This is a genomic window from Actinomyces sp. oral taxon 181, from assembly GCF_018370895.1.
Lineage (GTDB): Bacteria > Actinomycetota > Actinomycetes > Actinomycetales > Actinomycetaceae > Pauljensenia.
In genome coordinates this window covers 1-12,315 of record NZ_JAGYZL010000011.1, presented here as the reverse complement: position 1 = coordinate 12,315, position 12,315 = coordinate 1, and the positions used below count along the sequence as shown (strand labels likewise).

The following is a 12,315-nucleotide window of genomic DNA, read 5'->3' as shown; positions in this document are numbered from 1 at the left end:
AAAGCCTCGACTTAGAAAACGACAGCAGTTTCAACCTTGACGTGAGGTTCAAGCTTGGAACGTCCGCCAAGAGCTTCAAGTTCCAAAAGGATTGCGACGGCTTCTACCTTCGCACCACACTGCTCGAGAAGCCTGACAGAAGCAGCTGCCGTTCCGCCTGTAGCCAAGACGTCGTCAACGACTAAGACACGCGCGCCTTCTTCAACGAGGCCCGGATTAAGCTCCATTCGAGCCTTACCGTATTCAAGCTCGTAATCGATACCGATTACTGGACCGGGAAGCTTCCCTCCCTTACGCACAGTGATCATTCCAATGCCGAGCGCAGTCGCCAAAGGTGCTGCAAGGATAAAACCACGAGATTCCAGTCCTGCAACCGCGTCGATACGCCCGCGGTAATGGTCAGCCAGCAAGCGAATCAATTCCGCGAAGGCGTTGCCATCCGCCAAAAGAGGGGTGATATCGCGGAAAAGCACACCTTCCTCAGGGAAGTCTTGTACTTCGCGGAGATGGGTGCGGACAAGTTCACTAACTTCTGCTCCGAGTTCTGCGCTCATCAGCGGGCCTTCTTCCTCTTGGGTTGGGCTTCATTTCCAAGGCGACGACCAGGCTGGACCGGGGCCACACGTACATCGTCACCGGTACGACCTTCACGTTCGCGTCGCTTCGCGACCAAAGCATCGTGTTCTTTGGTTGACGAGCGGCGTTCTTCCAGCATAACCAACAACGGTGAAGCAATGAAGATCGAGGAATATGTTCCAACGATCATACCGACGAACAGAGCAAGAGAAATGTCGGTCAATGTGCCCGCGCCCAGAAGAATCGAACCGATGACAAGAATTGAGCCAACCGGAAGCAACGCCACGATCGAGGTATTGAGCGAACGCACCATTGTCTGGTTCACAGCAAGGTTGACCATGTCACCGTAGGTGTAGCGATTTTGATCGTTAATCCCCTTAGTGAGTTCTCGAACCTTATCGAACACCACGACGGTGTCATAGAGCGAATAACCCAAAATCGTCAAGAAGCCGATAACTGTTGCTGGCGAAACCTCGACACGAGTAACTGCGAAGAAACCGATGGTTGTCGCAATATCGTGGAAGAGCGCGAAAATCGCTGCGACGGACATCGTCCACGATCTGAAGTATGCAGCCATCAGTACTGCGACAAGCGTCAAGAAGATCAGAAGCGATTGCGCAGCTTTAGCGGTAACATCGCGTCCCCAGGAGGGACCGATAGACGCAGACTGAACATCCTTCGCATCGACCTTGTAGGCGCTTGCAAGGGCTTCGCGAACGTCGAGTGTCTTTTGTGAATCCAAAGATTCAGTCTGAACTCGGATGCCATCAACACCCACAGAAGAGACACGAACTTCAGACGCAAGGTTTCCCTTTTGGATAGCATCGTATGCCGGCTGCTGGGAAGTCTCAGAAAGACCCGTCAGAGTGAATTGCGAACCACCGGTGAATTCAAATGACCGGTTAAGTCCAAAAATTCCAATGAGAATCGCACAAATAGCTATCACGGCCAAGGCTGCTCGGACGAAAACCCGACGCTTCAGGACAATCCGATAGGACTTCTCGCCCGAATAAAGGGCATTACCCCACTGGGCATAACTCATCATTGTTCTTCTCCTGCCTGCTCGGAAGAAGTGTGGTCCTCGGCCTCTTGACTCCCCTGTTCAGCCAGACGTGCCGCACGCTTGCGTTCTGCCAAAGAAAGCGGCTGGCCTTCAGCATTGGTCTCGGAAGTGCTGCTAGCGGAACCAACACCCGAAACCACCACGCGGCCTCGGCCGGCGTAGGTAACCGCCGAACGGGCACCGAGGTGCTCGGGATCAAGTCCGGAGAGCTTATGTCCCCCACCGAAGAACTCAGTACGGATGAGCAGCTCCATCATCGGGTGTGTGAAGAGGAAGATCACGATCAGGTCGACAACTGTTGTCACGCCGAGGGTAAATGCGAAGCCCTGAACACCACCAACAGCCAGGATGTAAAGAACCACTGCGGCAACGAGGTTGACCGCATCCGAAACCAAAATGGTTCGCTTGGCACGATCCCAACCCTCATCGACAGCGGCACTCAGCGGACGGCCATCGCGCACTTCATCTCGAATACGCTCGAAATACACGATGAAGGAGTCTGCTGTCACGCCGACTGAAACGATCAAACCGGCAATGCCGGCAAGCGACAGACGGTATCCAACCGCCCACGACAAGACCGTAATCACCAAGTAGGTCAGGCACCCCGCGACGACAAGCGAGCCAGCGGAGATGATTGCCAGGCCTCGGTACTGCCAAATCATGTAAAGGACAACAAGAACCAGACCAATCAAGCCTGCCCACAGGCCCTTCTCCAAGTGTTCGGAGCCAAGGGTTGCGGAAATCTGCTGCTCAGACTGGACCTCGAAGTTCAACGGGAGCGAACCAAAGCTCAGCTGGTTCGCAAGTGCGGCCGCACTCTTTGCAGTGAAGTGACCCGTAATCTGCGCGGTACCCGTGGGAATTTCCGCATTCATCGACGGCGCGGTAATCACTTGGCCGTCCAAAACAACGGCGAAGTGGTTCCGATCCGGCTTGCCGAAGTTGGTCCCGCTTTGGGTGTCATTGCGCAGATCGTAAAGACGCTTCGAAGCCTCGGCAAACTGCTTGGTTCCCTCAGCGTTGAAGGTGAGATCAACACCCCACTCACCAGTGGAGTGTCCCTGGGAGTTCATACCCATTCCGGCAGTGGCTTTGGAGAGCTCCGAACCTGAAACGTCAACGGGACCCAGAAGATACTTAATCTGTCCGTTCGAATCACATGCAACATAGGGCTTATCAGCAGGCGCTTCGGTGCGGCCGCCGCGGCCGGTCGTGCAATCAAGGGTGTACAGATCGAAGATAGCTTGCTCGGTCGCCCACTTCAGGTCTGAGTTGTTCTCAGGCTGTTCAGTGGGAGTATCCGAGAGCTGACCATCCTTATTCTGATCAGCCAGTTCTTTTGCACGCTCAGGACTTAGAGCGGAGCTAACAGTTGAGGGGCTTGCCGACACCGAGGGAGATGCAGATTCACTGGGCGCAGCAGACTCGGACGCTGAGGGCGTTGAGCTTGCAGAGGCCTCTGGATTGTTCACCTGCGTCTGGTTACTAGAATCGGTAGCGCTCGGGGAAGGGTCACTTTGCGCTTGGGTAACCGCAGGAAGCATCGCAAGAACCGGACGGAAATTCATCTGGGAGGACGAGCGGATCAGGTTCAGCGTTTCCTGAGAGGGAGTACCTGGAATCGATACCGAGATATTCGAGGAGCCCAGCGAAGAGATCTCGGACTCTGACACACCTGAGGCATCGATACGCTGACGAATGATATTGATCGCCTGGGTAATGTCGTTCTCAGTAACCTCGCGATCCACCCCGCCAGAAGCAACCGGAGTCAGGATCAACTGTGTACCACCCTGCAAGTCCAAAGCAAGCGAAGGAGTATACGAAGCACCTTTATTCGTCAGTTTTCCGACAACAAGAGATGCCGTACCAAGAACAAAAATAAAGATCAGAGTAAATAGAGCACGCCAAGGATGGCGCTTTTGAGTTGTCACGATGGTCTACCTTTAGTTCCCTTCGGGATCACTTCGTCTCGGTCGAATCGTCCTGCGAATCTAAGCCGAGAACCGGCTCGTCTTCAGATTCTCCAGAAGCGTCGTCTTTCTCTGCATCAGTGCCCTGGAATGGAAGTTCCTCAGCCACGTCCAGAATTGCTCGCTGATCCCAATAAGTTTCGTGACCACCGGGGGTCTCAAGAATGACGATCTCACCATCTTGATCAACGAAACGTCCCCAGAATCCAGAGCGCAAACGAACCCACGCACCGGGGACCATCATTTCCTTACGACGTTCTTCAGCCTTCTTTTCCTGTTCAGCCATACGCTTTCGAGCGCGACTATTAAAAATAAACATGACGACAAGCATCAGGCCGATGAAAATCAGGAACTGTGTACTCACGATCTATCTTTCTTCTTGGGGCAGGAATGCATGAAAGCTATCCGCATACAGTGTAATAGGAAGCAGCGCATTTGGGTGACATCCCAACGTAAAAACGAGATTACTCAAAGAGAGCAGATTCAGCCGGCGGCGTTAAACCAAGATGTTTCCACGCTTTAGCGGTTGCCATCCGACCGCGTGTCGTCCTTAGAATAAAACCTTCACGAACCAAATAGGGCTCTGCAACAGTCTCGACGGTCTCTGCTTCCTCGCCAACAGTCACTGCAAGCGTAGTAAGACCAACCGGTCCTCCCGCAAAACGGCGACACATTGCGTCAAGAACAGCACGGTCCAGACGGTCAAGTCCAAAAGCATCGACCTCGAAGAGCTCAAGAGCACCTCGCGCAGCATCAAGCGTGAGCTGACCATTGCCTCGGACTTGGGCGTAATCAACTACACGCCGCAGCAGCCTATTGGCGATTCGAGGAGTACCCCTAGAACGAGAGGCGATTTCGTGGGCGGCTTTCGCATCAATGGGAGTAGAAAGAAGCTCTGCAGAACGCCGAACAACCATTTCAAGGTCATCCGTCGAATAAAACTCGAGATGAGCGGTGAAACCAAAGCGATCACGAAGCGGTGCAGGAAGAAGGCCAGAACGAGTTGTCGCGCCAACAACAGTGAAAGGCGGTAGGGTCAGCGGAATCGACGTCGCGCCCGGACCTTTACCAACCACGACGTCAACTCGGAAGTCTTCCATTGCAAGGTAAAGCATTTCCTCAGCGGTACGGGCAAGGCGGTGAATCTCATCAATGAAGAGGACATCACCTTCCTGAAGCCCCGATAAAATTGCCGCTAAATCGCCAGCATGCTGAATCGCTGGGCCTGAAGTGAGGCGCAGAGATATCCCCATTTCAGCAGCGATGATCATTGCCAGTGTCGTCTTACCGAGTCCAGGTGGTCCCGCTAGCAGTACGTGATCGGCGCTCGCCCCACGAGCCCGCGCAGCATCCAACACTAACTGAAGCTGATCACGGACAACCTTCTGGCCAACAAATTCGCTCAAACGCTTGGGACGGAGCGCAGCCTCGGCCGCCCTCTCAAGTTCGCCCGCGTCTGGGGCAACGATATTGACGGAGGCCTCAAACTCATCGGCCATTTGCGCCTCCCAGCTTAATCAATGTTGCACGTAGGAGATCTGAGGCGTTGAGACCATTTCCGCCTAGCTCCGCCAGCGCAGCATCAGCCTTCGATTCGTTCCATCCCAAGCCAATCAACGCTGCCTTCACTTCTGCTTCAACTGCTCCCGACATCGGTGCCGAGGCCTGAGGAAGTTCAGCCGGGAGTCCGAGTTTATCGCCCAGTTCCACAAGCATGCGCGAGGCAACTTTCTTGCCAACCCCGGGAATCCTAGCCAGAGCCGCGGTATCTTGATCTGCCACGGCCCGCCGCAGGTCATTCGGAGTGAAAACAGAAAGAGCCGCCAGACCAATCCTGGGGCCGATACCGCTGACTGACATCAGAATTTCGAATACTTCGCGCTCTTCTTCAGTCTTGAACCCATAGAGTGTTAAAGAATCTTCACGAACAATCAGATGGGTATAGAGCTCGACATCATCATCTTTGTGGAGCTCACTGGCAAAAGGTGGAGTGACGAAAACCTGAAAGCCGATACCTCCGTGAACAACAACGACATCACCCACACCGATGCGCGCGATGCTGCCGAGAACTCGGGAAATCATGCTTTCTCCTCAACGATGTTCTTGATGGGACCGAACATACGTACGATACCCTAGCTACGTCGACGACGGGGGTCGACCGCGCCGGTTCGGCGCTGCGCAGCTTGAGCCTCTGCCCACATTTGTTGTGCTGGAGTCAGGCGCCCCCTGGCCGAAAGCTTTCCCGACTGAGATACGGCAACTGTAGAGTCTCCCCGAGCTCCAAGTAATCCAGTCCCTCGCCACGCATGGCAGATCGCGATAGCTAATGAGTCAGCGGCATCAGCGGGCTTCGGGGGTTTATCTAATCCCAGAATACGAGCAACCATGTGCTGTACCTGCGCCTTATCAGCATTTCCATTCCCCGTCACTGCGCTTTTTACTTCTGACGGGGTATGAATTGCCATGGGAAGTCTAGCCCGTCCCGCAGCAGCGAGTGCAACTCCCATAACCTGCATAGTCGTCGAAACCGAACGAAGATTGTCCTGAGCGAAAACCTGTTCGATAGCAACAACCTCGGGTTCGTAAAGGGAGATCACATGATCAATTGCATCAGCGATCTTGGCTAACCGAAAATGCTGGGCTAGTTCGGTTGAAGACCGGGCAACTCCAACAAAAGCCATCGAGGCACGCCGAGAGGGATCGACGTCAACAACGCCCAAGCCACAGCGTGTAATACCCGGGTCAATTCCCAAAACTCGCATGATTAAGATTCCCGCTGAACCATCCGTGTAAAGAGCTCGTGGAAGCGCCAGTCCGTGCCGATCTCCGGGTGGAAGGAAGTTGCGAGTGCTTGACCTCTGCGGACAGCAACAATAGGTCCATCGGGAGTATTTCCGGCGCGCGCGAGCACATCCACAGACTCACCCACTGACTCAACCCAAGGCGCCCTAATAAAGACGGCGGGGAAAGGCTTGCCCTCAATTCCTTTGATATCAAGCTCTTCTTCGTAAGAGTCCACCTGACGACCAAAGGCATTCCGACGCACAACCATGTCGATGGCGCCAAATGAACGCTGGTCATCCCTGCCATCAAGAATCGTCGTCGCTAGCATAATCATTCCCGCGCATGTCCCATAGACCGGCATTCCATTTAATATCTGCTCAGCTAGCTGATCAAAAATTCCGAATGAAAGCAGCAGATTGGACATTGTTGTCGATTCACCGCCAGGAATTACCAAACCGTCAACCGACGCGAGTTCCTCGCTACGTCGCACTAGGACAGCGCGGGCGCCGGATTCTTCCAGCGCCCGCACATGTTCGGCGACATCGCCCTGAAGGGCGAGAATGCCAATATTTACCATCCGCGTTCAGCCAATCGATGGTCAACAGGAAGGTCGTCAACATTAATGCCAACCATCGCTTCACCAAGCCCACGCGAAACTTCTGCAATGACCGAAGGATCATCATAGAAAGTCGTTGCCTTGACGATAGCGGCCGCACGCTTCGCAGGATCACCCGACTTGAAAATGCCGGAGCCGACAAAGACACCTTCGGCGCCAAGCTGCATCATCATGGCAGCGTCAGCGGGGGTTGCAATGCCGCCAGCCGTGAAGAGCACGACGGGGAGGCGTCCCTCCCGAGCAACCTCAGCAACGAGCTCGTAGGGTGCCTGAAGTTCCTTGGCCGCAACGTAGAGCTCGTCCTCAGGCAAGGAGGTCAGGCGGCGAATCTCGTCACGGATCTTACGCATGTGCGTGGTCGCGTTGGAGACGTCACCGGTGCCGGCCTCGCCCTTAGAACGGATCATGGCCGCACCCTCGTTGATACGACGCAGCGCCTCACCGAGGTTGGTCGCACCACAGACGAATGGAACGGTGAAGTTCCACTTGTCGATGTGGTGACTGTAGTCGGCGGGGGTCAGCACCTCGGACTCGTCGATGTAGTCGACGCCAAGGGACTGCAGAACCTGTGCCTCAACAAAGTGACCGATGCGAGCCTTTGCCATAACCGGAATGGAGACAGCATTAATAATGCCGTCAATCAGATCAGGATCTGACATGCGAGCAACACCGCCCTGGGCGCGAATATCCGCCGGGACACGTTCGAGCGCCATAACTGCAACGGCACCTGCATCTTCAGCGATCTTCGCTTGCTCAGGAGTGACGACATCCATGATGACACCACCCTTGAGCATCTGAGCCATTCCGCGCTTGACCTGCGGGGTGCCAACCTCGCGAGTTGCCGTCTGCTCAGTCATCACTCACTCCTCTTCTTCCAGCTGGGCCTGTACCTCATCGGAAAGAGACATATTGGTATAGATGTTCTGCACATCGTCAGAATCTTCAAGTGCGTCAATGAGTTTATTGACCTTAAGCGCGCCTTCGAGATCGAGTTCAACTTCGGTGGAGGCGACGAATTGAACTTCCGCCGAGTCGTAATCGATACCGGCTCCTTGCAACGCCTTGCGGACTGCAACGACATCGCTGGGCTCACACTCAATAACAAAGCCCTCACCGAGGTCTTCAACTTCTTCGGCGCCGGCATCAAGAACGGCTTCCATGATGCTGTCTTCATCCACACCGTCTGCAGCGGGCACCTCAATGACACCACGCCTTGAGAACAGGTAGGCAACCGACCCTGGATCTGCTAGCGAGCCGCCGTGACGGGTGAATCCCAGACGAACATCGGATGCCGCACGATTACGGTTGTCGGTCAAACACTCGACTAAGAAGGCGACACCATTGGGGCCGTAGCCTTCGTACATAATGGTTTCATAATTTGCGCCACCGGCTTCTGCACCCGAACCACGCTTGACGGCGCGATCGATGTTGTCTGCCGGAACAGAGTTCTTCTTTGCCTTCTGAATAGCATCAAAGAGGGTGGGATTTCCGGCGGGGTCACCACCACCGGTACGAGCAGCAACTTCAATATTCTTAATCAGTCGTGCGAAGAGCTTACCGCGCTTGGCGTCAATCGCCGCCTTCTTGTGCTTGGTAGTCGCCCACTTAGAGTGTCCCGACATTACTTCTCCCTTTTGGGCTGGATCAATACTGTGCCAGTTTACAGCTCATACCCTCACTTCCCCACCGGGCACGCATTTTATGGGACAATGCACCTCGCCAGCACGGTGGATGTTCGCCAAAAATCGAGCATTGACTTGGTTCTTCTAGGAGGGAACATGTCTTTAGGACACGGTATCGAGCACTGCGTATGCTCTGCAAGAGAATGCGAAACTTCAGCGGTTTTCATCATCGAATGGTCGAATCCGAAGATTCATACCGGTCGGACTAAGAAGTGGCTTTCATGCGAAGCGCACCGGCAATTCCTCATCGATTACCTCAAGTACCGAAACTTTCCCTATGAGGTGCGCACTTTCAATCCGCCGCAGACTGGAGGCAAGTCTCAGTCACCGCAAAGTTGATCCCCATCCCAACTAAGCGCAGAAAGAGAAGCGAAAATCCCATCACTGCTGAGGGCGCGAATCTCTTCGATATCAACGTTAAACACCACGATTCCGGTATTTGACATAAAGCAAGTAAGCGGAATTTCCCGACGAATATCCTCACTGAGATACGCAGAAATCACGCGGATCAGACCTCCATGAGCAACAAGCGCTCCAGTCCCTTCATCCCCCGCAGCACGGTAAGCGCGTTCCATCACGGCTTGAATTTCGGGGATGACCCGCCCGAGAAACTCGTAACCATCCTCAGCACCGGGCATACGATGTGAAAAATCTCCTTGCATCCACGCTGCGCAGGCTTCCACATAAATCCTGATCGCGACGGGATCACATGACATCTCAAGATCACCGGCACTCACTTCACGAATCTGTGCCGTCACTACTGGTTTTACTCCGAAAAGTTCACACAACGGTGCCGCTGTCTGTTGCGTGCGTTTCATCGCAGAGACACTGAGAGCATCCAATCGCCCTGCCACTTCACGTACAAAACGCTCTTTCAGGCTCTCGGCCTGTGAAAGCCCAAGTTCGGTCAGCGGCAAACCAGGGAGACGAGTATCCAAAGAGGCCGTGATGTTTGCTGGAGTTTGTCCATGTCTAATTAATGCAAGTTTCATGCCGCTCCCCTGCTAATATGCCTAGTTTCACGAGATATTCCAAAACAGTTTCTCAAATACCTCCCGCATTTTACGTGAGGAGGTCAGCCATTTCGTCGTCATTCCTTCACGCTCATCGCGCGAATAACCCATGAGCATAGCCATCGCAAGAAGTTGGTCACTATTTGAGGGAATAACATCGTTTTTTGAGGCCGACGGGCCTGTCGCTATAACCCGGGCCCGCCTCAGTTCTTGCCCAAATTCCCAAGTCGAGGCCGCACGTTGGTAGTCACCTTGAGTGAGTTTTCCTCTGTGGTGTAGTTCCAGCAAAGCTTGTCTTGTAGAGGAAGTACGTAGGTCGCTGTGTTCACTCCCCGACTGTAATTGCAGAAGTTCGACAAGCCATTGGATGTCGCAAAGACCTCCGGGGCCTAGTTTGATGTGCATCCGCGGGTCAATGCCCCCGGGAATTCTTTCTCGTTCGACACGGACCTTCATTAATTGAATATCACGGGTTTCGTCCTCGCTCAAAGGTGAGCGGAAACAATATGCTTGCGCAAATTGATACAGCGCATCTGCGGTCTTCCCCGTACCAAGCGGGCGCAGACGAACGAGCATTTGTTTCTCCCACACGTGCGCCCAGCGTTCGTAATACTCCGTATAGGAGTCGAGAGTACGTACTAGGGTTCCGTTTTTTCCCTCGGGACGTAGAGCAAAATCCAAAGCTACAGGCAGAGCTCGGCTTGATGTAGAAAGCAACTGCTTAAGCCGCGTGATTCGATCATGCGCACGTCGCAGAGCGCTGGCGTCACAGCTATCAGCAACGACGGCAAGAACATCCAAATCAGATGTATAGGACAGCTCCCGCGCCCCATAACTACCCAAAGCGCACAGTTCGATGTGTATATCAGGAATGAGCTCTTTACTGTCGTCAAAAATATCAAAGGTTTCGAGCGCCGAGAGTACACACGCATCAGCAACCACGCAAAGGTCCCTACCCACCCCTTCCTTTGAACCTGTGGCCTCGCGAAGTGCAATACGCAAAACTTCACGCGTGCGAATAAGGCGAATCTTCTCAATCGCCTCGTCAATGTTCCCCGCTCTTCCCGCAACCGAACGCATTTGGCGGGAAAGCACCTCGAATGAAGGTGTCGCAAGCAATTCGGCTGAATCAAGCCAAGAGACGGCCTCGGGGAAAAGACGGATTAAGGAACCAATCCAAGCGGATGCGGAAAGAACCCGACACAGCTGCGAGGCCGCATAATCACTATCGCGTAGAAGCGCCAAATACCAATGAGAATCACCGATCTCATCGGAAAGAACCCTGAAATTAAGCAAGCCCATATCGGGGTTTGCGCCATCGGCAATCCATGAGAGTAATACGGGAAGGAGATGACGCTGAATCATGGCTCGCCGGGAGGTTCCCGCGCATAGAGACTCGATATGTTTGAGGGCACTGCGCGGGTCCAAGTAACCGATCGCTCGTAGACGATCCATCGCTCCTTGGTCATCAAGATGAATAAGATCCTCATCCAGACGAGCGCTTGCAGCAATAATTGGCCGGAAGAATACCGAATGGTGAAGCTCTCGCACCCGCAAACGAAGGGCTCGAAGCTGCTCACAAAGCTGCTCAACTGTGGCAGGCATTCCGTGAAGCGAACGCAGAAGGCGTTCGAGCTGGCGAAGACCAGTGGGAAGTGTATGGGTTCGGTGCATCCTGAGCAGCTGGGAGCGATGCTCAAGGGTACGCAAGAACGCATAGGCTTCCCGAAGATGAGCCGCATCCGTACGCGCAATATATCCTCGTGCACTTAATGCCTCAAGTGCGCCAAGAGTCGATCGCTGTCTGATCTGACTATCGTTTCTCCCGTGGACCAACTGCAAGAATTGAATTGAAAATTCGATATCACGCAGCCCTCCCACGCCCAGCTTCAACTCGCTATCACGTACCTTCGGCGGCACTGAGTTTTCAACTTGAGCGCGCATCGAACGAACCTCGTCAACAAAACCTGGACGCGCAGATGCTTCCCAAATAAAAGGCGCTGCACACTCAAGAAAACGCGCCCCAACTTCCATGTTGCCAGCACAGGGACGCGCCTTGAGAAGCGCTTGAAACTCCCAGTTTTGTGCCCAGCGCTCCCAGTAGGCTCGGTAAGAATCAATGGTGCGAACAAGTGCTCCATCACGACCCTCCGGACGTAAATTTGCATCCACGCTCCACAGCGGCGCCTCTTTACCAGGACTGGAGCAGATGGATGCCACCAGGCTTGCGATACGCGTTGCACGCTCAAGGTGTAAACGAGTGAGCTCTGCGTCTTCCGTGGGTGCACTATCCGCAAGCACGTACATGACATCAACATCGGAAACATAATTGAGCTCACTTCCCCCGGTCTTTCCCATTGCGATAATGCACAAAGGCACCTCAGCATCGGGGGATTCAAGAAGGCGAGCAATATAGAGCGCTCCTTGAAGAGCCTCATCCGCAGCCTGTGAGAGACGTGCGGTAATGGATTCAACATGATCGGGTGCGTAAGGGTTCTCGGCCAGAAGATCATCCGCAATGATGTCAAAAAGCCACCGCCGATAGACCATCCGAAGGTACGAGGCCGCCTCTTCCCAGCGTGCCTCAGGAGTCTCGTCCCCAGCCGTCGCA

At 54.0% G+C, this 12,315-nt stretch carries 12 protein-coding genes; all 12 read right to left on the bottom strand.

Translation table 11 applies throughout. The features are described 5' to 3' along the window. Positions 1-11: 11 nt before the first annotated feature. On the bottom strand, positions 12-554 hold the full coding sequence (locus tag KHW85_RS06085) for an adenine phosphoribosyltransferase (RefSeq protein WP_291459186.1): 543 nt from the start codon (positions 552-554) through the stop codon (positions 12-14). Beyond that, the gene (gene secF / locus KHW85_RS06080; RefSeq protein WP_291459185.1) at positions 554-1,621 is read right to left on the bottom strand and encodes a protein translocase subunit SecF; all 1,068 of its coding nucleotides are present in this window, start codon (positions 1,619-1,621) and stop codon (positions 554-556) included. The genes KHW85_RS06085 and secF overlap by 1 nt, the downstream gene beginning before the upstream one ends. Next, positions 1,618-3,570: a protein translocase subunit SecD gene (secD, locus tag KHW85_RS06075; protein ID WP_291459184.1), complete on the bottom strand. Its 1,953-nt coding sequence runs from the start codon at positions 3,568-3,570 to the stop codon at positions 1,618-1,620. The genes secF and secD overlap by 4 nt, the downstream gene beginning before the upstream one ends. A gap of 28 nt (positions 3,571-3,598) precedes the next feature. After that, positions 3,599-3,973, bottom strand: coding sequence for a preprotein translocase subunit YajC (locus KHW85_RS06070; RefSeq protein ID WP_291459183.1), 375 nt, complete (start codon positions 3,971-3,973; stop codon positions 3,599-3,601). 100 nt (positions 3,974-4,073) lie between these two features. After that, a complete protein-coding gene (gene ruvB / locus KHW85_RS06065; RefSeq protein ID WP_291459182.1) occupies positions 4,074-5,108 on the bottom strand; it encodes a Holliday junction branch migration DNA helicase RuvB in 1,035 nt (344 codons plus the stop codon). Beyond that, on the bottom strand, positions 5,098-5,691 hold the full coding sequence (gene ruvA, locus KHW85_RS06060; protein WP_178705305.1) for a Holliday junction branch migration protein RuvA: 594 nt from the start codon (positions 5,689-5,691) through the stop codon (positions 5,098-5,100). Before ruvA ends, ruvB begins: the two co-directional genes overlap by 11 nt. 50 nt (positions 5,692-5,741) lie before the next feature. Then, the gene (ruvC, locus tag KHW85_RS06055; RefSeq protein WP_291459181.1) at positions 5,742-6,371 is read right to left on the bottom strand and encodes a crossover junction endodeoxyribonuclease RuvC; all 630 of its coding nucleotides are present in this window, start codon (positions 6,369-6,371) and stop codon (positions 5,742-5,744) included. Positions 6,372-6,373: 2 nt separating this feature from the next. Continuing rightward, on the bottom strand, positions 6,374-6,970 hold the full coding sequence (pdxT, locus tag KHW85_RS06050) for a pyridoxal 5'-phosphate synthase glutaminase subunit PdxT (RefSeq protein ID WP_291459180.1): 597 nt from the start codon (positions 6,968-6,970) through the stop codon (positions 6,374-6,376). Beyond that, entirely contained in the window at positions 6,964-7,866 is a 903-nt protein-coding gene (gene pdxS, locus KHW85_RS06045) for a pyridoxal 5'-phosphate synthase lyase subunit PdxS (protein ID WP_009409494.1), read from the bottom strand. Before pdxS ends, pdxT begins: the two co-directional genes overlap by 7 nt. A 3-nt stretch (positions 7,867-7,869) precedes the next feature. Next, the gene (locus KHW85_RS06040) at positions 7,870-8,631 is read right to left on the bottom strand and encodes a YebC/PmpR family DNA-binding transcriptional regulator (protein WP_178705296.1); all 762 of its coding nucleotides are present in this window, start codon (positions 8,629-8,631) and stop codon (positions 7,870-7,872) included. A gap of 380 nt (positions 8,632-9,011) precedes the next feature. Further along, positions 9,012-9,683, bottom strand: coding sequence for a histidine phosphatase family protein (locus KHW85_RS06030; protein ID WP_291459178.1), 672 nt, complete (start codon positions 9,681-9,683; stop codon positions 9,012-9,014). A gap of 27 nt (positions 9,684-9,710) precedes the next feature. Next, a partial coding sequence (locus KHW85_RS06025) for a bifunctional [glutamine synthetase] adenylyltransferase/[glutamine synthetase]-adenylyl-L-tyrosine phosphorylase (RefSeq protein WP_291459177.1) occupies positions 9,711-12,315 on the bottom strand: 2,605 nt, incomplete at its 5' end.